The sequence below is a fragment of the Rathayibacter tanaceti genome, assembly GCF_001634385.1.
Lineage (GTDB): Bacteria > Actinomycetota > Actinomycetes > Actinomycetales > Microbacteriaceae > Rathayibacter > Rathayibacter tanaceti.
The window spans coordinates 1-22,139 of sequence record NZ_LIIN01000021.1 but is presented as its reverse complement, the minus strand read 5'-3'; the positions used below and the strand labels follow the sequence as shown (position 1 = coordinate 22,139).

Below are 22,139 nucleotides of genomic sequence, written 5' to 3'. Positions count from 1 at the left end.
CATGGCAGCCGAGAACGAGCCCCAGGATCTCCCCGAGGAGCAGCCGGCCACCGGCGACGAGGCGGGAGCCGAGGCGGCGAAGGACGCACAGGACCCGGAGGGCCTCATCGAGGCCGAGGGTCCGGACGTCGAGACGACGCTCTCGGACGCCGACCTCTCCTTCCTCTCGGGGCAGTCCAGCGCCGAGACCCTCGCGGCCGAGCACCTCGCCGACCTCCAGCGGGTGACCGCAGAGTATGCGAACTACCGCAAGCGCACCGAGTCGAACCGTCAGGTCGACAAGGAGCGGGCGATCGGTGAGGCGGTCAAGGTCATCCTCCCCGTGCTCGACGACCTCGACCGTGCCGAGAAGCACGGCGACCTCGCCGAGGGCGGACCCTTCACGGCCATCGCGCAGAAGTTGCGCGCCGGAGTGGAGAAGCTCGGCCTTGTGAAGACCGGCGCGGTCGGCGACCTGTTCGACCCCACCCTCCACGAGGCGATCTTCCAGCAGCCGACTCCCGGCACCGAGACCTCCACGGTCGCGGACGTCGTCGAGTCGGGCTACTACCTCGGAGGCTCGCTGCTGCGGGCCGCCAAGGTGGTCGTGGCGGTCCCCGCCGACTGACCTCGGTACCAGCACCACTCGCGGAGGGCCCCGCCCGCTCGGCAGCGCACTGCCGGCTCCGGGCGGGGCCCCTCGCCGCATACGACACAGGAAGAGGCACATGGCCAGCCAGGATTGGTTCGACAAGGACTTCTACAAGGTCCTCGGCGTGTCCAAGGACGTCTCCGCGGCGGACCTCAAGAAGACCTACCGCAAGCTCGCCCGTCAGTTCCACCCCGACTCCAACCCCGGGGATGCGAAGGCCGAAGCGCGCTTCAAGGAGATCAGCGAGGCGTACACCGTCCTCTCCGACCCGGACCAGCGCAAAGAGTACGACCAGATCCGCGCGATGGGCGGCGGCGCCCGGTTCACGGCGGGAGGCCAGGCCGGCGGTTTCGACGACGTCTTCGGCGGCATGTTCGGGCAGGGCGGACGCACGACCTACAGCACCCAGCAGGGGCCTCCGCCCGGCTTCGAGGACATCCTCGGCGGCATGTTCGGGGGTGGTGGCAACGCCCGCTTCGGCCAGCCGAGTGGCGGCTACCGAGGCTTCGGCGGCCCGCAGAAGGGCGCCGACGTCACGGCCAGCACCACCATCGACTTCCGCACCGCAACGCGGGGCGACACCGTCCAGCTGCAGACCGGAGACGGGCGCACGCTCTCCGTACGCATCCCGGCGGGAGTGTCCGACGATCAGAAGATCCGCGTCCGCGGCAAGGGACGCCCGAGCCCAGACGGCGGCGAGCCGGGCGACCTGGTGCTCACGGTCTCGGTGCGCAAGCATCCGGTCTTCGAGCGCGACGGCCAGAACCTCCGCGTCACCGTCCCCGTCACCTTCGTCGAGGCCGTCTTCGGTGCCACGATCGAGGTGCCGACGCTCGGCGGCGAACCGGTCAAGCTGCGGGTCGCTCCCGGCACCCCCAGCGGCCGCGTCCTGCGGGTGAAGGGCCGCGGCGTCTCGACATCCAAGGGAACCGGCGATCTGCTGGCCGTGCTCCACGTGGCCGTCCCGAGCCACCTCTCGTCGGGCGCCCGTGAGGCGCTCGAGGCCTATGCGGCAGCCGAACCCGACGAAGACCCGCGCGAGGACATCCTGGAGAAGGCCCGCTACTAGGCGGGAACGGATCGGCGCGGCCAATCGGAGAGGAGGGGACATGGACGAGAACACGCCCGTCTTCGCGATCGCCGTCGCCGCCGACCTCGCCGGGATGCATCCGCAGACGCTGCGGCAGTACGACCGCCTCGGGCTGGTCAGTCCCACCCGCACAGCGGGCAAGTCACGCCGCTATTCCATGCGCGATGTCGTGCAATTGCGCGAGGTGGCACGGCTGTCCTCCGAGGGAGTCTCGCTCGAGGGCATCGCCCGGATACTCCAGCTCGAGAACCAGGTGCAATCGCTCACACAGCGCGTGCGGGAGCTCGAGACGGCGCTGGCCGACGAGCTGCTCAACCGGCCGGGGCGGAGGGTGTTCGCCGCAGGACTCGAGGGCGACGTCGTCACCCTGCGCCACGGCACACGCACGCAGCGCCGCACCGAGCTCGTCGTCTGGCGCCCTGTGCCGCGATCGGGCGCCACCGGATCCGAGCTCCCCTGATCACGGGGTAGCCTGGCTGAGCGACGAGGCGCGACAGCCACGGCGTCCGCTCCGTCCGCTCGGTGCGGAGACAGGAGGGCCGCCCCGTGGATCAGGATCACCGCGCCGACGAGCGCATCGACAGCAGCGTCACCGAGGCCGGACAGGCGTGGGTCGACGGGAACGACGAGTCGCCGGAGACTCCCGACGCCGAGATCGCCGTGAGTAACGAGACTCCGGAGCCCGAGGGCGTCGAGGAGTTGAACGACCAGACCGCCGACGATTCCGTCGTGGACGAGGGACGAGATGCGCCCCCGTTGGACGACGCTGAGCTGGACGTCCCTGCGGTGGACGCCCCCGAGCTGGACGCCCCTGAGCTGGACGCCCCTGAGTCGGACGCCCCCGAGCTGGAGGCCCCTGCGTTGGACGCCCCCGAGCCTGACACCTCCCCGCTTGAGACGGTCGAGCGTGACGACTCCGCACCCGTCGAGGCCGCACAGGCCGACGGAGGCGTGCTCGACGCCGAAGACGGCCCCGAGCACGCCGCAGAGCCCTCCTCCGAGCCGGATCGCCGCGCGCCCGTCGTGCCCGACAACGGCTACAGCCGCGAGTCCTACGCGATCCACGCGACCCGAAGCGAGCTTCCGCTCTTCAACGTTGCGCTCACGGGCCGCCGTGACGACTCAGGATGGCTTTCGTCTCTCTCCCGCGTCCTCGGCGGCCCGGATGGACCGGTCGGCTCGCCGGACGCCGCTGCCGCCACCGCGCATGCTGCGATCGATCGTCGCACGCGCACACAGCCGGGCCGGGACGAGGAGCCCTCCGCCTCCTGAGCGATCCGCCGGGGCGGCGCGCTACTCGGTGATGCGTGAGGGGCGCGCGAACTGCGGCCCGCCGAGGCGGCCACCGCTGATGCGGCTCAGCGTTTCGGACCCGAACGGCACCGCATGCACGAGCGAGCCGGTGTCGACGCGTTCCTCATCGGTGTAGCCCAGCAGGACGTACATCCCGATGACCGCGATTGCCGCGATCGTCGCCACACGAGCGGGGATCTGGTCGAGCGTCCCTCCGCCCCCGTCGACCGGTTCGGCCAGGGTCACGCACATCAGGAAGATCGAGGCGTACACGGCGAGGTGCACGTGGGCGCTCCGCCAGGGACGCGAGAGCGCTGCGATCGGGAGGATCCAGAGCGCGTACCAGGGGTGGATGGCCGTCGACGCCGTCACGAACGCCAGGAGTGCGCCGGACAGGCGCGCGAGAGGATCGATCGCCCGCTTCGACAGCATCAGACCCGCGCGATCGCGCCGGCGACGGCGAGGGCCAGGATCTTCACGGCGGCGATCGCCGCGGCGGGATCGTGCCCGGTCATCTCAACGGCGGTCGAGGTGACCACCGAGACGAACGACATCGGTGCGTACCAGTGCAGGATCGAGCCGGGGACGACCATCGCGCCGATCCAGCCCATGCCGACGCCGGCGAGGAGGCCGATCGCCGCGACCAGGCCGAGCGCGCCGAGGCCGGACCACGCCCAGGCACGGATCCGCTCCCGCAGCGTCGCGTCGTGGCGCAGCCACAGCAGAGCCAGCACAGGAAGCGCGATGATCGCGACCGGCTTGATCGCGATGGCTCCCGCCATCAGTACCACCGCGGTGATGCGGCGATCGGTCTGGGCGTAGTAGAGAGAGGCCAGGATCAGGGCGAGCATGACGCCGTCGTTGTGGCCGGCGACGATGAACAGCACGAGCGTGAGCGGATTCGCCACGACCGTCCATGCCGTGAGCGAGGTCGAGAGGCCTCGGAGCCGCGCCAGACGGATCGCGTAGACGCTCACGACCGCCACTCCCGCGACCGAGACCGCCCGGAGCATGGCGATCGAGAGCTCGGGTGAGCCGTAGCCGGCGAACTGGACAGCGGCGCGTTCGATAAGGAGGTAGAGAGGGCCGTACGGCGTCGGCGTGTCCGCCCACAACGGGTCGACGCCCAGGGCGAACCACCCCGGAAGCGTGGCGACTCCGTTCGTGTACGGATCGATCCCCTGCGTCATCAGGCGCCCCTGCGCGACGTACGAGAACATGTCGTGGCTGAACAGCGGCACCGTCAGGAGGAGCGGCGCTGCCCAGACGAGAGCGGCGACCACGATCGCCCGCAGTGCGGCAGGGCCCCCGGCCAGGGCGGTCGTGCGTAGTCGGAGCCAAGCAACCAGCAGGAGGAGACCGCCGCCGACCACGAGGACGCCGCTCATCTCGGTCAGCCAGCCCGTGGCACGGATCGACGCGATGAGCGGCCAGTCGCGGATCGGCGAGTCGTGGGGCAGGTAGCCGACTCCGAGCGAGCCGAGCAGGATCGCGATCGAACCGAGGAGGCCACTGGCCAGAGGCGCGACCGGGGAGACGCGGAGCCGCGCTCTGCGCACGCGCTCCGACGTCCCGGTCGTCCCCGACCGCTCGATCGTCCCCCGTGAAGCCATTCCTCCCACGGTAGGGGATCGGCACCCGAACTGCATGGACAGGCGGTGAACGGTTGATCAGATGTCGCTCAGGCGGGCGAGCCGCCCGCGGTCACGGCGCGGACGGCTCCGGGGCCGGCTCGGCGAAGCGCAGCTGGTTGCCGAAGGGGTCGATGACGTCCAGGGCGAAGCCGAACGGCGTGCGGGTGATCCGCGGATTCAGGTAGGGGTAGCCTTCGCATCGAGCTCGGCGTGCAATTCTCTGACCCCGCGCACGGCGACGTGCACGGCGGCGCCCGGACTCCCGTCGCGGTGGTGCTCACTCAGGTGCAGGCGCAGGCCCGAGCGCGAGACCTGCAAGTAGAGCGGTGCGTCGACCTCAGCGCGGTGCTCCCAGTCGACCTCGAAGCCGAGATAGTCGACGTAGAACTCGCCCGCCTTCGCGACCGAGAAGATGCGGAGTATGGGCACCGCCGCCTCCAGCCGCACCGGTTCGAGCCGACCCGTCCCGTCCAGCGTCGACCGGTCCCGGGCGCGTCGTCTCGTCTCCACGCCACGAGGCTAGCTGCCCTGGAGCGGGCGCGACGCCGCGGGCGTCAGTCGACGAGATCGAGGGCGCGGAGCCGCTCCAGGGTCTCGACGCCGGCGGGCGGGCACCGAGACGCATCCTCGCCGGTGACCCAGTGCAGGGAGTCGATCTCGCCGCTCGGGCGCGGCTCCCGATCGAGCGCGGCGGCGAACACCGTCATGTGCACCTCCCGCCCCTCAGGCTCGCCGTGGGCCTGCCTGCGGACGGTGAAGAGGGCCGACAGGACCTCCGCCTCCGCCCCGAGCTCCTCCCGGGCTTCGCGGGCCGCCGCCGCCTCTGCGCTCTCGCCCGGATCAACCTTGCCGCCCGGGAGGTAGAGCACGTCGCGTCCCCGCGCGGTGACCATCAGGACTCGACGATCGCGGAGGACGGCGACCGCCGAGACGACGATCGGAGGCAGAGCGCTCATCCGCTCATCATGCCCGTCGCGGTGCGTCGAGCGCCGTTCTCGCCGGTGCGCCCGCGGTTACCATGGGGGCACACCAGAAGGACGCGCGCAGCCGGCGCGCGCCGGGGCCCCGTGCGCCCGAACAGCTGAGGAGCATCCCGTGGCAGAACCCACCACCCTCGACACCGTCATCACCCTCGCGCAGCACAGGGGGTTCGTCTTCCCCTCGGGTGAGATCTACGGGGGCACTCGCTCCGCCTGGGACTACGGGCCCCTCGGCGTGGAGCTCAAGGAGAACATCAAGCGCCAGTGGTGGAAGGCGTTCGTGCAGGGCCGCGGAGACGTGGTCGGCCTCGACTCGGCCGTGATCCTGCCGACCGCGATCTGGAACGCCTCCGGTCATGTCGGCGTCTTCTCGGACCCTCTGACCGAGTCGCTGATCACGCACAAGCGCTACCGTGCCGACCACCTCTTCGAGACCTACGAGGAGGTCAACGGCCACCCGCCGGTCAACGGCCTCGCCGACATCCCGGACCCGGAGCACCCCGACAAGGTCGGCCAGTGGACCGAGATCAAGCAGTTCTCCGGCCTGATGAAGACCTACCTGGGTGTCGTCGACGACGAGTCCGGTCTGCACTACCTGCGACCGGAGACCGCGCAGGGCATCTTCACCAACTTCGCGAACGTGCTGCAGAGCGCCCGGAAGAAGCCGCCGTTCGGCATCGGCCAGATCGGCAAAGCGTTCCGCAACGAGATCACGCCCGGCAACTTCATCTTCCGCACCCGCGAGTTCGAGCAGATGGAGCTCGAGTTCTTCGTCGAGCCCGGCACGGACGAGGAGTGGCAGGAAACCTGGATGAAGCTGGCGTGGGACTGGTTCGTCGACCTCGGGATCAGCCCGGAGAACATCCGCCAGTTCGAGCACCCGAAGGACAAGCTCTCGCACTACTCCAAGCGCACCGTCGACATCGAGTACCGCTTCAGCTTCGCCTCGGGCGAGTGGGGTGAGCTGATGGGAGTCGCGAACCGCACCGACTACGACCTCAAGACGCACATCGAGCACTCCGGCAAGGACCTCTCGTTCTTCGACCAGAACAAGAACGAGCGCTACGTGCCTTTCGTGATCGAGCCGTCCTTCGGCCTCACCCGGGCTCTGATGGCGTTCCTCGTCGACGCGTACGAGGAGCAGGAGTTGCCGCCGAACGCCAAGGGCAAGGTCGAGACGCGCACGGTGCTGCACCTCGACCCGCGCTTGGCGCCGGTGAAGGTGGCGGTGCTGCCGCTCTCGCGCAACGAGGCCCTCTCTCCGCTCGCCCGCCGGGTCGCCGATCGGCTCCGCCAGCTGTGGAACGTCGACTTCGACGACTCCGGAGCGATCGGCCGCCGCTACCGCCGCCAGGATGAGATCGGCACGCCGTACTGCGTGACGGTCGACTTCGACTCGCTCGAGGACGACGCGGTGACGGTGCGCGATCGCGACACGATGAAGCAGGAGCGGATCGCGCTCGACCAGCTCGAGTCGTACCTCTCGGCCGGGCTGCGCGGGGCCTGAGGCCCTTTGTGATGGTGCCTCCAACGCGCTAAAACGGGCGCCGCGCGTGAGCGGCACCTGGCGAAGGCGTCAGCGCTCGCGGGCGAGCAGGGCGTCGACGAGGGTCGACGTCCACTCGCCCTTGCAGAACTCCTCGTCGAGGTGGCGCGTTTCGAGGCGCATCCCGAGCCGCTCGCAGAGCCGGGCGGAGGCGGTGTTGCGCGCGTCGAGCTGCGCCACGACGCGGTGGGCCCCGAGCAGGTCGACTGCCAGATCGAGCAGGGCCGCGGAGGCCTCAGCGGCATAGCCGCGCCCCTGCGCCTCCGGATGCAGCACCCAGCCGATCTCGATCGTGGCCTGTTCGACGGAGGCGACGACGAGGGTCAGGTCGCCGATCATCCGGCCGGCGAGCTCCCCCTCGCGCGGACGATCGCCAGCACCGCCGCGTCGCCGTCAGCGGCCAACCGCGTCGAGGGGAGCCGGCGCAGCAGGTGCTCGCGCGACTCCTCGGGAGTGCGCACCGGCCAGCGGAGAGAGCGGACCGCCTCCGGATCGCCCTGATAGTGGGCGTGGTCATCGGCATCGTCGAGGCCCAGGGGGCGCAGCAGGAGGCGCTGGGTGAGCAGGGGAGCGGTGCGCAGCGGCTCCGCGTCGAACGGCAGCCGCAGGCTCACGCGGTGGCCGCGCCGGAGTCCGGACGGACGGTGGAGGCCGGCTCGGCGGGGACGGTGATACCGAAGAGTGCCTCGAGTCCGGTCACGTACGCCTCCTGCGCGCCGGCACGCGCATAGTCGCGGGCGCGGACGCTCGGGGTGTGCAACAGGACGCCCGCGAGGTGGCGGAGCGCCTGCTCGGTGCGGCCGTCGTCGTCGCCGCGGGAGCGGGCCCGCTCGATCTCGGCGTCGAGCGCGTCGAAGACGTAGGCCCGCAGCGCCACCACCGCGGGCGTGAGGCTTTTCTCATCGGCGACATCCGAGAACTTGCGGACCGCCCTGTCGACGAGGGCCCGCGCCTTCTCGGAGGCGTCGAGCACCTCGAGCGGCGCGTGCAGGCTGATGGTCTCGAGATCGAGCAGCTCGACTCCGGTGACGCTCGTGACGTCGGCCGCGACGTTGCGGGGGAGGCCGAGGTCGATCACGAGCTGGCGCTCGCGCGAGAAGCCCTGGAGGCGGCCCGCGGTGATCAGGGCCGCGTCGAGCACGGGCTCCTGCGTGGTGGTGCAGGTGATCACGACATCGGCCGATACGGCCTCGAGCGCCAGATCGGCGCCCTCGATCGGTCGCAGCGAGCGTCGCGCGGCGAAGCCCTCGGCCCGGCCGGAGGGGGAGTGCACGGCGATGTCGGCGACTCCGCGGTCGCGCAGGGCGGCGACAGTGGCGCGTGCGTAGCTGCCGGTGCCGATGAGAAGGACGCGAGCGGCACGCCAGTCGGTCACGCGGCTCGCGGCGAGATCGAGAGCGAGCCGCACGATCGAACGGCCGGCGCTGCCGAGGCCCGTGCGGTTCTTGATCCCTCGGGACGTCTGAGAGGCGCGCTGGAACAGCCGCTCGAGCTCGGACGAGGTGGTGCCCAGGCGCCGCGCCTCCTCAAGGGAGCGGCGGACCTGACCGGCGATCTCGCCCTCGCCGACGACGACCGACTCGAGTCCGCTCGACACAGCGAAGAGGTGCTCGGCCACGCGGTCTCCGGAGACGACGTGGACGCTACCGCGCAGCTCCTCCTGCTCGATGCCGGTCGCGGCGCTCACGGCGGCGGTCGCCGCCTCGACCGCGACGGCCTGCGCGGCCGTCAGCGGCTCGTCGATGTCGAGGTAGGCCTCGAAACGGTTGCACGTCGCGACGACGACGGCCCCCGAGACGAAGTCGATCCCGTCGGACAGGGCGGAGGCCACGGCGGAGGAGTCGACGGAGAGCTTCTCGAGGAGATCGAAGCTGGCGTTCTTGTGCGACGCCGTCAGACACAGAAGCACTGCGTCAGTCTACCCGCGGAGGTCGGGGCCTGGGGCCGTAGCGCGGGAGGACTGCACGGATGCGCCAGGAATCACGGATGCTCCTGGAATAATGCCGCGGTGACCTCCCCCACCGCCGGCCTACTCGATCCGCTGCACCCCCTCTCCTCCGGGCGCACCGCCGACTCTGCGCTGCTGCGCGCGTACCGGTCGGAGCGGCCGGACACGACTCCCGTCTGGTTCATGCGCCAGGCCGGCCGCAGCCTCCCCGAGTACCGCGCCCTGCGCACCGACACGAAGATGCTCGACGCCTGCCTCGACCCGGCGCTCGCGAGCGAGATCACGCTCCAGCCGGTCCGTCGGCACGGAGTGGACGCCGGCATCTTCTTCAGCGACATCGTCATCCCGCTGCGGCTGGCGGGTGTGGCCGTCGAGATCGTCCCGGGCCGTGGCCCCGTGCTCGACACGCCTGTGCGCACCGCGGCCGACGTCGCCGCACTGGCCGCGACCGATCCGGCCGTGCTCGACGAGACCCTCGAGCCCATTCGCGAGGGCGTGCGCCGCACCGTCGAGGGTCTCGGCGCCACTCCGCTGATCGGCTTCGCCGGAGCCCCGTTCACCCTGGCCGCCTACCTGGTCGAGGGCGGACCCTCGAAGGACCATCTGCGGGCCCGGACGATGATGCACGCCGATCCGGGCGCCTGGGCGCAGCTGATGGAGTGGACCGCCGAGGTCACCGGCCGCTTCCTCCGCGCTCAGGTGCTCGCCGGAGCGAGCGCCGCGCAGCTCTTCGACTCCTGGGCGGGCTCGCTCTCGCTCGCCGACTACACGGCCCACGTGGCCCCCGCCTCCGCCCGAGCGCTCGAGCACGTGCGCGACCTGGCCTTCGAGCACGGCGGCACTCGCAGCAACGTGCCCATCGTGCACTTCGGCGTGGGCACGGGCGAGCTGCTCGGCGCCATGCACGCCATCGGCGCGGACGTCGTCGGCATCGACCACCGGATCCCGCTCGACGAGGCCAACCACCGCCTGGGCGGCTTCGTCCCTGTGCAGGGCAACGTCGATCCCGCGCTGCTCAGCGCGCCATGGGAGGTGCTCTCTGCCCACGTCGACGACGTCCTCCGCCGCGGCCTCAGCGCCCCCGCGCACGTGCTCAACCTCGGCCACGGCGTGCCGCCCGAGACCGACCCGGACGTGCTGACGCGCCTGGTCGCGTTCGTGCACGACTGGCGGCCGTGAGCGTCGACAGGCGGCTCGACGCCGCGCAGTACGACGTCGCCGTGGTCGGCGGCGGAGTGGCGGGTCTCGCCGCCGCCGCCGAGTGCCTCCGCATCGGGCTCCGCGTCGTCGTGCTCGAGGCTGCGGAGCAGGTCGGCGGCTCCGTGTCGCCGCTGGAGCTCGCGGGGGTCGCGTTCGACGCGGGCGCCGAGAGCTTCGCCACCCGCGGAGGCGCCGTCGAGAGGGCGCTCGCTGCTCTGACGCTCGACGGCCGCCCGCTGGTCGAGTCGGTCGTCGAGCCGCGGACCCACGGCTCCTGGCTGCACCTCTCAGGAGGCCGCTCCGTCCCGTCCCCGGGCGCAGGCGTCCTCGGCATCCCCGGCACGCCGCTCGCGCCCGACGTCGTCCGGGCGATCGGGCGCCGCGGCGCGTGGCGCGCCTGGCTCGACACTCTGATGCCGGTCCTGCGCATCGGGCGCGCCCACTCGCTCGCCGAGCTCGTGCGCACCCGGATGGGCCGCCGCGTGCTCGAGGATCTGGTCGCGCCGGTCGTCTCCGGCGTCTACTCGAGTCGTCCCGAGGACATCGATGTCGACCTCGCGGCTCCCGGGCTGAACGGGGCGATCACCCGCGCGGGCTCGCTCGCGGGAGGCGTCGCCGCCCTGCGCGCCAACCTGCCGGCAGGCGTGGCTGTCCGCGGTATAGAGGGCGGGATGCACCGCCTCGTCGCCGCGCTTGTCGAGCGGATCGACTACCTCTCGGGCGAGATCCGCACCGGTGTGCCGGTCGCGCGGCTCGAGGGCTCGGACGGGCACTTCGTCCTCACGCTGGACCATGGCGCTCTGACGGCCCGCTCGGTGATCGTCGCGACTCCCGAGAACGACGCGCGCGCCCTCCTGAGCGGTGTGGTGCCCTCGGTCGGCGAGAGCCCCGACTCGGCCCTGCACGACTCCGTCGAGCTGGTGACGCTCGTCGTCGACGACCCCCGCCTCGATGCCGCGCCGCGCGGCTCCGGGGTGCTCGTGGCACCGACGGCGCGAGAGGTGACCGCCAAGGCGCTCACCCACGCGACGGCGAAGTGGGAGTGGCTGGCCGCCTCCCTCCCGCCCGGCCGTCACGTGCTGCGGCTCTCGTACGGGCGCCCGGGCGAGAGCCCGCCGCTGGAGGGCCGTGGCGACGACGAGGTGGCTGAGATCGCTCTGCGCGACGCGTCCCTCCTCCTCGGGACCGCCCTCGACGCGGCCTCCCTCGTCGGATCCGCCCGGGTGCGCTGGGCGAACGTCCGTCCGGCCGCGGCGCTCGGCCGCCGCGCGAACCTGGAGGCGTTCCGCGAGGCGCTCGCCCCGGTGGAGGGAGTCGTCGTCACCGGCACCTGGATGGCGGGCACGGGGTTGGCGTCTGTGCTGCCCCACGCCGCAGAGGCCGCCGCTCTTATCCGGCGCCGCCTAGTGCGTCAAGGAGTGGGACTCCCGCGCGAAGACTCGGACGGCGACGGCTACTCTTAGGCCCAGGCATCCGCGTGAGCGCGGTGTGCTCCGGCACGAGTGGTCACCGACCGCGTGGACGATCGCGAGAGCGACCCAGGACGAGGAGTAGGCGTGAAGGGCAAGATTCTTTTCGTGGCAGGAGCCGCAGCCGGGTACGTGCTGGGAGCACGCGCCGGCCGCAAGCGGTACGAGCAGATCGCCTCGGCGGCGAACAAGGTCTGGAAGACGCAGCCGGTGCAGGACGTCGCGGGTGCCGTCGGCGGCGCGGCGAAGGCCCAGCTGAGCACCGCCTCCGACAAGGCGTACGAGGTCGTGCGCTCGGTGGTCGTCAAGGCCGTCTCCGGCGGGAAGAAGGCGCAGGGCGCGAGCGATGCGCAGGCCGCGGCGGCCGCGCGGGAGGCCGCGGCGAAGGTCGACGAGGCTGCGGCATCGGCCGGCTCAGGAGGATCGACCTCGTCGTCCTCCACCAGCAAGGCGTAGTGCCCATCCCTCCGGCCCCGACCGTCGCACGCCGGCCGACACGTCCCACCCTCGAGGAGCTCCCGTGGTGAACGAACGCAATCCCAAGAACGCCCGATCACTGGGGGAGCTGGTCGGCGACCTGCCCGGTCTCGTGATCGAACTCGTCAAGGCCGAGGTCGCCTCGCTCAAGAACGAGCTCGCGGGCAAGGCCAAGAGCGCCGGCTTGGCCGTCGGCCTGTTCGCCGTCGCGGCCTTCTTCCTCATCACGGGGTGGGCGACACTGGTCGCGTTCGCGATCATCGGCATCGCCTCCTGGCTGCCGGCGTGGCTCTCGGCGCTCATCGTCACGGTGTTCTTCCTGCTGGTGGCGGTCGTCCTGGCCCTGATCGGCGTCCGGACCATCAAGAAGGCCGTTCCGCCGGTACCGCAAGAGTCGATCGAGAGCATCAAGAAGGACATCCAGGCCTTCAAGGGAGTGGGCAGCTATGACAACTGAGCGCGCGGTGAGCAGCAGTACGCCCCGTTTCGTCGACCCCGCGGAGCTCCAGCCCGGCCAGTTGAAGGCCGACATCGAGCGGGCCCGCTCGGAGCTAGCGGCGACCCTCGACGCGATCGAGGACAGGATCAACGTCCCCCGCAAGGTGCGTGCGGCCCAGCGCGCTCTCCAGCGCAAGCTCCAGGTCGTCCGACGACGGAACCCGTCGGCGCTGATCGCCGGTGCCGTCGGCGCGGCGGCCGCGGTCGGTCTCGTCGCCTGGGGCATCGCGAAGCAGATCACCGAGGACTGAGCGGCCCGAGGCTCCGGATCGTTAGCGCTCCGGGGCCTCCGGCGCCAGAGCCGTGTCTGCTTTTGTGCATCGGCACGAGCGGAGGGATGATGGGTCAATGACCGATCAGACCGCCGGTACGGCGGGTCCCGTTCAGTCCGCCCCCGAGACGAGCGCCGTCGCTCCGGCGCCGCAGCCCCCCGCCGATCAGGATCACTCCGATCAGGCCCTGGGATACACGCTCTGGGCGGTTCTCCGCAGGGATCCCGCGCGTCCGTTCACCCTGTCCAGCGACGCCGTCGAGCCGGCCGTGAAGCAGTACGAGCACCTCGTCACCCAGTTGGCGGATGGGGGCGTCACCGTCCGCGGCACCTACGACGTCTCCGCCTTGCGCGCGGACGCCGACATCATGCTGTGGCTCACGGGCCCCGCGCCCGAGGAACTGCAGCGCGGCTACCGCGAGCTGCGCCGCACGGAGCTGCTGGTCGGACTCCTCCCCACCTGGAACGCGATGGGCGTCCACCGCGACGCCGAGTTCAGTGCCAACCACTTGCCGGCCTACATGCGCGGCAAGGCGCCGGCTCGATGGCTGACCGTCTACCCCTTCGTCCGCTCCTACGAGTGGTACATCCTCCCCGACGAGGAGCGCCGCGCGATGCTCGCCCAGCACGGGCGCCAGGGCTCCCGGTTCCGCTCTGTGCTGACGAACACCGTCGCCTCGTTCTCGCTCGGCGACTACGAGTGGATCCTCGCCCTCGAGGACGAGGAGCTCGTCACCCTCGTCGATCTCATGCGCGACCTGCGGGCCACCGAGGCCCGCCGCCACGTGCGCGAGGAAGTCCCCTTCTACACCGGCCGGCGCATCGAGGCCGACCAGATCGCCGAGGTACTCCGATGAGCGACACGACCAGCGACCCGCAGATCCTCGTCCGGGGCGCGACCCCCGCGGCGGCTTCCGGTCCCGAGCACGTCGAGGTCCCCGTGGCCTACGACGCGATCCTCCTCGCCGGCTTCGGCGGGCCCGAGGGCCAGGACGACGTGATCCCGTTCCTGCGCAACGTCACCCGCGGCCGCGGCATCCCCGAGGAGCGCCTCGAGGAGGTCGCCCACCACTACCGCCACTTCGGCGGCGTCAGCCCGATCAATGCGCAGAACCGCGCGCTCAAGGCGGCGATGGAGGCCGAGCTCGCTCGGCGCGGCATCGACCTGCCGGTGCTCTGGGGCAATCGCAACTGGGCGCCCTACCTGACCGAGGCGGTGACGGAGGCGCAGGAGCGCGGCTTCTCGAACCTGATCGCGATCGCGACCAGCGCCTACTCCTCTTTCTCGTCCTGCCGCCAGTATCGCGAGGACTTCGCCGCGGCACTCGACGCCACCGGACTCGAGGGCCGGCTGCGGATCGACAAGGTGCGCCAGTTCTTCGACCACCCCGCTTCGTGATGCCGTTCGTCAAGGCCGTGCACGACGGGCTCGACCAGCTGCGTGAGCGGATGCCGGACCTCGACGTCACCACCGAGGTCGAGGTGCTCTTCGCGACGCACTCGATCCCCACCTCCGACGCCGAGCGCAGCGGACCGCACGAGCGCCACGACGACGGCACCGTCGTCGACGTGAACGGCTTCGGCGCGGGCGCGCCTACGAGGCGCAGCACCTCGCGGTCGCCGAGGTCGTCATGGCCGCCGCCACCCCCGAGGACGTCCCGTGGCAGCTCGTCTACCAGTCCCGCTCCGGACCGCCCACCCAGCCGTGGCTCGAGCCCGACATCAACGACGCGATCGCCGAGTTGCCCGCGAAGGGCAGGCGCGCGTTGCTCATCGTGCCGCTGGGCTTCGTGTCCGACCACATGGAGGTCATGTGGGACCTCGATAACGAGGCCCTCGAGACGTCGGAGGAGCACGGCCTTGTCGCGCTCCGGGTCGCGACTCCCGGCACCGACCCGGTCTACGTCTCCGGGCTGGTCGACCTCGTGCTCGAGCGAGTGAACGGCACGCCGACCGAGGAGCGCCCGTCGATGACGGAGCTCGGCCCGTGGTACGACGTCTGCCGTCCCGGCTGCTGCGAGAACGTGCGAGCGGGGTTCAAGCCCGCGCTCGCAGGAGTGGCGCCGTGATCGCGAGTCCGCGGCTGTGAGCATCCGAGTCGGCACCCGCGCGAGCGCGCTCGCGGTGGCGCAGACCCGGATGACGGCCGATCTGATGTCGACCGCCGCGGGCGTCCCCGTGGAACTCGTGCGGATCGAGTCGGACGGCGACCGCATGCGCGGATCGCTCGCCTCGCTCGGCGGCACCGGCGTCTTCGTCAGTGCCCTGCGTGATGCCCTGCTCGCCGGGCAGTGCGATGCGATCGTGCACTCGCTGAAAGATCTGCCGACCGCCGCCGTGGAGGGGATCCTGCTGGGCGCCGTGCCCGAGCGGGAAGACCCGCGCGACGCCCTCTGCGCGCGCGACGGCCTGACTCTGGCGACCCTGCCCGCAGGCGCCCGCGTCGGCACCGGCTCCCCGCGCCGGCGTGCGGCCCTGCTCGCCGCGCGCCCCGACCTCGAGATCGTCGACATCCGCGGCAACATCGACACGCGGCTGCGGCGGGTGCTGCCCGCCAGTGAGTCGCCGCTGGATGCGATCGTGCTCGCCCTCTCCGGACTGCGACGACTCGGCCGCGTGGACGCGATCACCGAGCTGCTCGACTTCGACGTCTCTCCGCACGCACCCGGCCAGGGCGCCCTCGCGATCGAGGTCCGCGACGAGGAGCCGACGCTTGAGCTGCGTGCGGCCCTGGAGGCGGTCGAGCACCTGCGCACGCGAGCGGCGATCACGGCGGAGCGCTCCCTCCTCGCCTCCCTCGAAGCCGGGTGCGCCGCGCCGATCGGAGCGACCGCCGTCGTCGAGGGCGACCGGGTCGTCTTGCGCGGAGTCGTCTTCGCGATCGACGGCACTGCGTCCCTCGCACGGGAGGTGGCGGAGCCGGTCGATAACGGTTCGGTCAGCGAGGGTCGACACCGCGCCGATCCGCAGTATGGTGGTCGCGAACTGCCCGTCGTCGAAGCCGCGTTCCGCTGCGGCTCCCTGCTCGCTGACGCGCTTCTCGGTGCGGGTGCCGCCGAACTCGCACCACTGGGAGCCCCGTCGTGATCGTCCCCGCCGCCTACTCCCAGTGGGAGAAGCCGTTGCAGGGGTGGCGTGTCCTCGTCCCCCGCGGAGGCCCGTGGGGAGACGGTGTCGCCGCCGCTCTCCGGGCCAAGGGCGCCTCGCCCGTCGTCGCGCCGATGATCAACTTCGCGCCGACGGACGACTTCCCCGCCCTCGAGCAGGCCCTCGCCGATCTGGAGTCGGGCGCCTTCGACTGGATGACGGTCACGAGCGCGACGACGGTCGATGTGCTGTCCCTCCTGCGCACGACCGTTCCGCCGACCACGAAGGTCGCGGCCGTCGGCGAGACCACCGCCGCCGCGCTCGTTGCGGCCGGCTACACCGTCGATCTCGTCCCCTCCGAGGACAACTCGGCCCGCGGCCTGCTCGCGGAGTGGGAGCAGGCGACGGGCGGCAGGCATCCGCTGCGGGTCCTGACGTTGCGCTCCGAGATCGCGAAGCCGCTGCTCACCGAGGGACTGACCCGCATCGGGCACGACGTGCGCTCGGTGGTCGCCTACCGCACGGTGGGCGTGCCGGTGGAGGAGCGCGTGATCGCGGACGTCGCCAGCGGTGCCGTCCACGCGATCCTGGTGACCTCGGGCAGCGTGGCCGAGCAGGTGCAGAAGCAGCTGGGCCCGGTGCCGGAGTCGACCCTCGTCGCAGCGATCGGTCCGCAGACGGCGAAGGACGCGCGTGCCTCCGGTCTGCGTGTCGACGTGGTCGCCGACGAGCGGTCCGCCTCCTCCCTGATCTCCGCGGTCGCCGCCGTCGCCTCCGAGCGCGCCCCCCGCTGATCTGCGCCGTTGCGCCGTCGGCCGTGAGTGCGTGTCCTCCGCGATGGCGGGGGAGACGGCGGCTCGGCCGACGCTGCGTCGTCGCCCCTGCGCCGGCGTCCAGAGACACCCTCGACGCAGGCAAGGACCCGACCGGTCGCCAGGGCGTGGTCGAAGGCGGTGTGCGTGCGCCCGGCGGCCCGATCGGGAGAGAACGTGTGTCGCCGAGCGGTGCGGAGGTGCGCTCCCGGGAGCGCCCGGCGCGGCGGGATTACGCTGGAGAGCATGACCGTCCACCGCCCACGGCGCCTCCGCACCACCCCCGCCCTCCGCCGACTCGTGCAGGAGACGCGCATCCACCCTGCCCAGTTGATCCTCCCCCTCTTCGTCGCCGAGGGGATCACCGAGGCCCGCCCGATCGCCTCGATGCCGGGCGTGCTGCACCACTCGCTCGACAGCGTGCGCGGCGCGGTGACGGAGGCGGCGGAGGCGGGCCTGGGCGGCGTGATGCTGTTCGGAGTCCCGACCACCCGCGACGCGGACGGGTCCGGGGCGACGGATCCCGACGGGGTGCTCAACGCGGCGACCGCGTCGTCGTCGAGGAGGTCGGCGACGCGCTCGTCGTGCAGACCGACCTGTGCCTCGACGAGTTCACCGACCACGGCCACTGCGGGGTCCTCGACGCGAGAGGCCGCGTCGACAACGACGCCACTCTGCTCCGCTACGAGGAGATGGCACTCGCGCAGGCGGAGGCGGGCTCGCACCTGCTGGGCCTCTCGGGGATGATGGACGGGCAGGTCGGCGCCCTGCGGGCCGCGCTCGACGGAGCCGGGCATCTCGACACGGCGATCCTCGCCTACTCGGCGAAGTACGCCTCCAGCTTCTACGGTCCCTTCCGCGAGGCCGTCCAGTCGACGCTCGAGGGCGATAGGCGCACGTACCAGCAGGATCCGGCGAACCGCCGTGAGGGCCTGCGCGAGGCCACCCTCGATCTCGCCGAGGGCGCCGACGTGGTGATGGTGAAGCCCGCGATGAGCTACCTCGACGTGCTCTCGGACGTCGCCTCCGTCTCGGACGTCCCGGTCTGGGCCTACCAGGTGTCGGGCGAGTACGCCATGATCGAGGCCGCCGCCGCGAACGGCTGGATCTCGCGCGAGCCCGCGATCCTCGAGTCGGTGACCGGGATCCTCCGGGCCGGCGCGGACGCCGTTCTGACGTACTGGGCGGTCGAGATCGCGCGGGACCTGCTGAGGTAGGCCACGTATCGTGGGAGGGTGACTCCCTCGGCGAACGACACCCTGTACGAGCGTGCCCGGCACGCGATCCCCGGAGGCGTCAACTCGCCGGTCAGGGCGTTCCGCTCGGTCGGCGGGACCCCGCGTTTCATGGTCTCGGCCACCGGTCCCTTCATCACCGATGCCGACGGGCGCGAGTACGTCGACCTCGTCTGCTCCTGGGGGCCGGCGGTGCTCGGGCACGCGCATCCCGAGGTCGTCCGGGCCGTGCAGGAGGCGGCGGCCCGCGGGCTCTCGTTCGGGGCGTCGACGCCGGCCGAGACCGAGCTGGCCGAACTCGTCGAAGCGCGGATCACCGCCGGGGGAGTGTCGCCGATCGAGAAGTTGCGACTCGTCTCGACCGGGACCGAGGCGACGATGACGGCGATCCGCCTCGCCCGCGGCGTCACCGGTCGCGACCTGCTGATCAAGTTCTCCGGCCACTACCACGGCCACTCCGACGGACTCCTCGCCGACGCCGGCTCCGGCCTCGCGACGCTCTCGCTGCCGGCGTCGGCCGGTGTGACCGAGGCGACGGCGGCGCAGACGATCGTCCTGCCCTACAACGACCTCGACGCCGTCCGCGCGGTGCTCGCCGAACGCGGCCAGGAGATCGCTGCGGTGATCACCGAGGCGGCGGCGGCCAACATGGGAGTGGTGCCGCCGACCTCCGGCTTCAACGCGGCCCTCGCCGAGCTGGTGCACGCGAACGGCTCGCTGCTGATCATGGACGAGGTGCTGACCGGTTTCCGGGTCAGCGCAGGGGGATGGTGGGCGCTCGAGAACCGCGGGTCCGCGGCTCCGTACCGGGCCGACCTGTACACCTTCGGCAAGGTCATCGGCGGAGGGATGCCCGTGGCGGCCCTCGGCGGCCGCGCGGACGTGATGGACCACCTGGCTCCGCTCGGGCCCGTGTACCAGGCGGGGACGCTCTCGGGAAACCCGGTCGCGGTGGCAGCGGGCATCCGCACGCTGCAGCTCGCGGACGACGCGGTCTACGCCTCCCTCGACGCGACGGCGCTGACGCTGCAGCGCGAGGTCTCGGCGGCGCTCTCGGCGGAGGGGGTCGCGCACACGGTGCAGACGGCGGGCAGCCTGTTCAGCTTCGTGTTCACCGATCTCGGCCGGCCCGTGCGCGACTACGCCGAGGTGCAGGCGCAGGAGGCGTTCCGCTATCCGGCGTTCTTCCACGCGATGCTCGACGCGGGAGTCTCGCTGCCGCCGTCGGTGTTCGAGGCGTGGTTCGTGTCGGCCGCCCACGACGACGCGGCGATCGGGCGGATCGTCGACGCGCTGCCCTCGGCGGCAAGGGCAGCGGCGGCGGCAGCGTAGCGGGCGGACCGCCCTGCAGGGGGCGGCCCGCACTCGGGGCTCAGCCCTGCCGGGAGACCGACCTCGGCAGCACGAACACCAGGGCGAACGCGGCGACCGCCATCAGCGCGCTGAGCAGCATCGCCGGCGCCGCGGCGTCGAGGAATCCCGAGGCGACGGTGTCCGGTCCGGTGATCACGAGGTTCCCGAACAGCACGCTGCCGATGACCGCGATGCCGACGGCTGAGCCGATCCGCTGGATCGCCGAGATCACTCCGCTCGCGGCGCCCGCGTCCTGCGGATCGACGGTCGAGACGATGAACTGCACGTTCGGCGCGACGAAGAAGCCGTTACCCAGGCCCGCGATCAGCAGCGGCACCAGGAGCTGCCAGCTCGTGATCGAGTCCGGCGTCGCAGTGAGCAGCACCAGCCACACCCAGCCGAGCCCGACGGCCAGGAGGGCGCTGCCCATCACCAGGACGGTGCGGCCGAGCCGCACGGTCATCCGGTTGCTCTGCGACGAGCTGATGATGCTGCCGATCGCGAAGGGGATCGAGACCAGGCCGGACTCGAGGGCGGTGCGGCCGAGTCCCGACTGCCAGAGCAGCGAGATGGTGAAGAAGATGCTCGTGAAGGCGGCGAAGTAGACCAGCGCCAGGATCACGCCTCCGGTGAAGGCGGGGTGGCGGAACAACGACGGTGGCACCAGCGGTGCGCGCCCGCGGCGGACGTAGAGCACCTCCCACGCGCCGAACGCCGCCAGGAGGACGACTCCGCCGGCGATCGAGAGGAAGGTCCAGAGGGGCCAGCCCTCGTCCTCGCCCTGGATGAGCGGCACGAGCAGGGCGACCAGCCCGCCGGAGACCAGGATCAGGCCCAGCCAGTCGACGCCTCCGCTCGGTGCGCGGTCGCCGGGCTCGAGGTCGCGGCGCGAGGGGAGCAGGAGTGCCGCGGCGGCGAGGGTCGCCACGCCGATGGGCAGGTTCACCCAGAAGACCAGTCGCCAGCCGTTCTCGTCGCCGAAGGCCTGGATGATCAGACCGCCGATGATCGGTCCGAGTGCCGACGAGACTCCGAGCACCGCCCCCATCACGGCGAACGCCTTGCCGCGCGACGGGCCGCGGAACAGCAGCTGGATGTAGGCGTTGACCGCGGGCACGAACACGCCGCCGGCGAGTCCCTGGACGACACGCGCGATCACGAGCTGCGCGTCGTCGGCCGCAAGACCGCAGGCGAAGCTGGCCACCGTGAACAGGGCGACTCCGCTGACGAAGACCCATTTGTGGCCGAAGCGGTCGCCGAGGCGGCCTGCCGGGATCAGTGCGAGACCGAAGGCGAGCGCATAGCCCGAGATGATCCACGAGAGCGTCGACTCCGAGGCGTCGAGGGTCGTGCGGATCGTCGGCAGTGCGACGTTGACGATCGTGGTGTCGAGCAAGGCGATGAACATTCCCGCGAGAAGGACGATCAGTGAGCGCCAGGCCCGTGGGTCGGGGGCGGGAGGGGTGCCGGGCGATCGGGCGGTCGACGTTTCGGTCATCGCAGGGGTGCCTTTCGAGCGGAGGGGGAGGAGGGCCGGCGAGCAGCACCCTCCTTTCGAGGGTGGTGGGCCGAATGTGAATGCTCGCAGGAGAACGTGGGTTTCCGTATGCCGAGATCTGTGGGGGCCTTCAGAAGGGCGGGTCAGCGGCGGCGGGACTCCGCTCGGCGCGCGCAGTCGATGCAGAGCTCGGCGGTGGGCCGAGCGGTCAGACGTGCGGCCCCGATGGGGCGGCCGCACCGGGCGCAGTCGCCGTAGCCGCCGGCGCCGAGACGTTCGCGGGCGGCCTCGAGCTCGTGGAGGGAGCGGGTCAGCGCCTCGCGGACGCCGGCCATCCGCGACCATTCGGCCGAGAGCGGGGTGCCCTCCGGATCGTGCTCGTCGTCGGCGGTGCCGTCGGCGCGGTCGCGCAGGAGCTCGGCCAGGGACTCGTCGAGCCGGGCCGCCTCGAGGCGGGTGTCGGCCAGGCGCTCGGCGAGCTGCGTGTCGAGCAGGCGTGCCTCCTGCGGGTCCATCGGCATGCTCCCATGCTGTCACCGACTGGCGTGGGAGCGAGGAGTTGTGCGATCCAGCGCTGACCCGGCGGCGGGCGGCGGGGCAGACTAGAGGGCATGCCCGTCGTGACCGTGCTCCCCGACCGCCTCGAACTCCGTCTGACCGCAGTCGAGCGCCTGCTCGCGTTCCACCGCGGCGACGTCGTCGTCGATCGGGCGAGCATCCGCTCGGCGACGGTCACCGAGGACCCGTGGATCTGGGTGCGCGGAGTGAGTGCACCCGGCACGGCTGTTCCGCTCACCATCGCGACCGGCACCTGGAAGTTCCACGGCGGGAGGGACTTCCTGCTGATCAAGCGCACCGCGTCGGCGGTCGTGATCGACCTGATCGACGAGGACTACGCGCGCCTGATCGTGAGCACGAAGCACGCCCCCGAGCTGATCGCAGCGCTGCAGCTCGGAACGACGACCGCGGCGATCCCCGTCATCGAGACCGACGATCTGGTGGTCGTGCCCGAGGTGGCCGAGCAGGCCCGGGCGGCTACCGAGCGCGACGCGGCAGAGGCGGAGCCCGCGCCCGCGATCGCCGAGCCCCGGACGGTCGAGGAGCCGCGCAGGCCCGA

Annotated in this window: 23 protein-coding genes and 3 pseudogenes; 17 read left to right on the top strand and 9 right to left on the bottom strand. The window is 71.7% G+C overall.

The annotated features are described in order from the left end of the window. Nucleotide 1 precedes the first annotated feature (1 nt). From ACH61_RS04470 to ACH61_RS04455, 4 genes are all read left to right on the top strand, one after another. Complete coding sequence (locus ACH61_RS04470) at nt 2-607, top strand: nucleotide exchange factor GrpE (RefSeq protein ID WP_068209067.1); 606 nt, start codon at nt 2-4, stop codon at nt 605-607. A gap of 100 nt (nt 608-707) precedes the next feature. Then, nucleotides 708-1,700 carry a DnaJ C-terminal domain-containing protein gene (locus ACH61_RS04465; RefSeq protein WP_068209064.1) on the top strand — a complete coding sequence of 331 codons (993 nt, stop codon included), beginning with the start codon at nt 708-710 and terminating at the stop codon, nt 1,698-1,700. A 40-nt stretch (nt 1,701-1,740) separates the two neighbouring features. After that, nucleotides 1,741-2,181 (top strand): heat shock protein transcriptional repressor HspR, encoded by a 441-nt coding sequence (locus ACH61_RS04460; RefSeq protein ID WP_068209061.1) that lies wholly within the window; start codon nt 1,741-1,743, stop codon nt 2,179-2,181. 86 nt (nt 2,182-2,267) lie between these two features. Next, nucleotides 2,268-2,993 carry a prolipoprotein diacylglyceryl transferase gene (locus ACH61_RS04455; protein ID WP_068209058.1) on the top strand — a complete coding sequence of 242 codons (726 nt, stop codon included), beginning with the start codon at nt 2,268-2,270 and terminating at the stop codon, nt 2,991-2,993. 21 nt (nt 2,994-3,014) lie between these two features. On the opposite strand, the gene ACH61_RS04450 is transcribed toward ACH61_RS04455, so the two are convergent. The 4 genes and pseudogenes from ACH61_RS04450 to ACH61_RS04435 form a co-directional block, all read right to left on the bottom strand. Further along, on the bottom strand, nt 3,015-3,446 hold the full coding sequence (locus ACH61_RS04450; RefSeq protein WP_068209055.1) for a hypothetical protein: 432 nt from the start codon (nt 3,444-3,446) through the stop codon (nt 3,015-3,017). Beyond that, nucleotides 3,446-4,627, bottom strand: coding sequence for a polyprenol phosphomannose-dependent alpha 1,6 mannosyltransferase MptB (gene mptB, locus ACH61_RS04445; protein WP_068209052.1), 1,182 nt, complete (start codon nt 4,625-4,627; stop codon nt 3,446-3,448). The genes ACH61_RS04450 and mptB overlap by 1 nt, the downstream gene beginning before the upstream one ends. A gap of 91 nt (nt 4,628-4,718) precedes the next feature. Further along, a pseudogene (locus tag ACH61_RS04440) lies at nt 4,719-5,077 on the bottom strand (glyoxalase superfamily protein). A 125-nt stretch (nt 5,078-5,202) separates the two neighbouring features. Further along, nucleotides 5,203-5,604: an NUDIX hydrolase gene (locus ACH61_RS04435; RefSeq protein WP_068209049.1), complete on the bottom strand. Its 402-nt coding sequence runs from the start codon at nt 5,602-5,604 to the stop codon at nt 5,203-5,205. 139 nt (nt 5,605-5,743) lie between these two features. Between ACH61_RS04435 and ACH61_RS04430 the strand changes: the two genes are divergently transcribed. After that, entirely contained in the window at nt 5,744-7,135 is a 1,392-nt protein-coding gene (locus ACH61_RS04430) for a glycine--tRNA ligase (protein ID WP_068209047.1), read from the top strand. 69 nt (nt 7,136-7,204) lie between these two features. Here the strand turns inward: ACH61_RS04430 and ACH61_RS18175 are convergent, their stop codons facing one another. Genes ACH61_RS18175 through ACH61_RS04420 form a run of 3 tightly spaced genes read right to left on the bottom strand, consistent with a single transcriptional unit; the run spans nt 7,205 to nt 9,083 of the window. Further along, complete coding sequence (locus ACH61_RS18175; protein WP_236713540.1) at nt 7,205-7,513, bottom strand: GNAT family N-acetyltransferase; 309 nt, start codon at nt 7,511-7,513, stop codon at nt 7,205-7,207. Continuing rightward, nucleotides 7,510-7,788: a GNAT family N-acetyltransferase gene (locus ACH61_RS18170; protein ID WP_236713539.1), complete on the bottom strand. Its 279-nt coding sequence runs from the start codon at nt 7,786-7,788 to the stop codon at nt 7,510-7,512. Before ACH61_RS18170 ends, ACH61_RS18175 begins: the two co-directional genes overlap by 4 nt. Then, on the bottom strand, nt 7,785-9,083 hold the full coding sequence (locus ACH61_RS04420) for a glutamyl-tRNA reductase (RefSeq protein WP_068209045.1): 1,299 nt from the start codon (nt 9,081-9,083) through the stop codon (nt 7,785-7,787). The genes ACH61_RS18170 and ACH61_RS04420 overlap by 4 nt, the downstream gene beginning before the upstream one ends. Nucleotides 9,084-9,182: 99 nt before the next feature. On the opposite strand from ACH61_RS04420, the gene hemE reads away from it, so the two are divergent. The 11 genes and pseudogenes from hemE to hemL all read left to right on the top strand — a co-directional run bounded on the left by hemE (nt 9,183) and on the right by hemL (nt 19,503). Beyond that, nucleotides 9,183-10,301 (top strand): uroporphyrinogen decarboxylase, encoded by a 1,119-nt coding sequence (gene hemE / locus ACH61_RS04415; protein ID WP_068209043.1) that lies wholly within the window; start codon nt 9,183-9,185, stop codon nt 10,299-10,301. Beyond that, nucleotides 10,298-11,785, top strand: a complete 1,488-nt coding sequence (locus ACH61_RS04410; protein ID WP_082845017.1) for a protoporphyrinogen/coproporphyrinogen oxidase — start codon at nt 10,298-10,300, stop codon at nt 11,783-11,785. Before hemE ends, ACH61_RS04410 begins: the two co-directional genes overlap by 4 nt. 93 nt (nt 11,786-11,878) lie before the next feature. Then, on the top strand, nt 11,879-12,247 hold the full coding sequence (locus tag ACH61_RS17870; RefSeq protein ID WP_068209040.1) for a hypothetical protein: 369 nt from the start codon (nt 11,879-11,881) through the stop codon (nt 12,245-12,247). 67 nt (nt 12,248-12,314) lie between these two features. Continuing rightward, complete coding sequence (locus ACH61_RS04400; RefSeq protein ID WP_236713538.1) at nt 12,315-12,725, top strand: phage holin family protein; 411 nt, start codon at nt 12,315-12,317, stop codon at nt 12,723-12,725. Continuing rightward, nucleotides 12,715-13,017 carry a DUF3618 domain-containing protein gene (locus tag ACH61_RS04395; protein ID WP_082845015.1) on the top strand — a complete coding sequence of 101 codons (303 nt, stop codon included), beginning with the start codon at nt 12,715-12,717 and terminating at the stop codon, nt 13,015-13,017. The genes ACH61_RS04400 and ACH61_RS04395 overlap by 11 nt, the downstream gene beginning before the upstream one ends. 97 nt (nt 13,018-13,114) lie before the next feature. After that, nucleotides 13,115-13,894 carry a hydrogen peroxide-dependent heme synthase gene (gene hemQ, locus ACH61_RS04390; RefSeq protein WP_082845014.1) on the top strand — a complete coding sequence of 260 codons (780 nt, stop codon included), beginning with the start codon at nt 13,115-13,117 and terminating at the stop codon, nt 13,892-13,894. Then, nucleotides 13,891-15,106, top strand: a pseudogene (locus ACH61_RS04385) (ferrochelatase). The gene hemQ and the pseudogene ACH61_RS04385 overlap by 4 nt, the downstream one beginning before the upstream one ends. A 16-nt stretch (nt 15,107-15,122) precedes the next feature. Next, on the top strand, nt 15,123-16,124 hold the full coding sequence (hemC, locus tag ACH61_RS04380) for a hydroxymethylbilane synthase (protein WP_068209033.1): 1,002 nt from the start codon (nt 15,123-15,125) through the stop codon (nt 16,122-16,124). Beyond that, nucleotides 16,124-16,918, top strand: coding sequence for a uroporphyrinogen-III synthase (locus ACH61_RS04375; protein ID WP_068209083.1), 795 nt, complete (start codon nt 16,124-16,126; stop codon nt 16,916-16,918). The genes hemC and ACH61_RS04375 overlap by 1 nt, the downstream gene beginning before the upstream one ends. Before the next feature lie 264 nt (nt 16,919-17,182). After that, a pseudogene (gene hemB, locus ACH61_RS04370) lies at nt 17,183-18,153 on the top strand (porphobilinogen synthase). 18 nt (nt 18,154-18,171) lie between these two features. Beyond that, complete coding sequence (gene hemL / locus ACH61_RS04365; protein ID WP_068209030.1) at nt 18,172-19,503, top strand: glutamate-1-semialdehyde 2,1-aminomutase; 1,332 nt, start codon at nt 18,172-18,174, stop codon at nt 19,501-19,503. 40 nt (nt 19,504-19,543) lie between these two features. Here the strand turns inward: hemL and ACH61_RS04360 are convergent, their stop codons facing one another. Together ACH61_RS04360 and ACH61_RS04355 are read right to left on the bottom strand one after the other, a co-directional pair. Then, nucleotides 19,544-21,022 (bottom strand): MFS transporter, encoded by a 1,479-nt coding sequence (locus tag ACH61_RS04360; protein WP_068209027.1) that lies wholly within the window; start codon nt 21,020-21,022, stop codon nt 19,544-19,546. A gap of 143 nt (nt 21,023-21,165) precedes the next feature. Next, on the bottom strand, nt 21,166-21,543 hold the full coding sequence (locus ACH61_RS04355) for a TraR/DksA family transcriptional regulator (protein ID WP_236713537.1): 378 nt from the start codon (nt 21,541-21,543) through the stop codon (nt 21,166-21,168). Nucleotides 21,544-21,633: 90 nt separating this feature from the next. Between ACH61_RS04355 and ACH61_RS04350 the strand changes: the two genes are divergently transcribed. After that, nucleotides 21,634-22,139, top strand: a 506-nt coding sequence (locus ACH61_RS04350) for a hypothetical protein (protein WP_068209016.1), incomplete at its 3' end; no start/stop codon positions are given.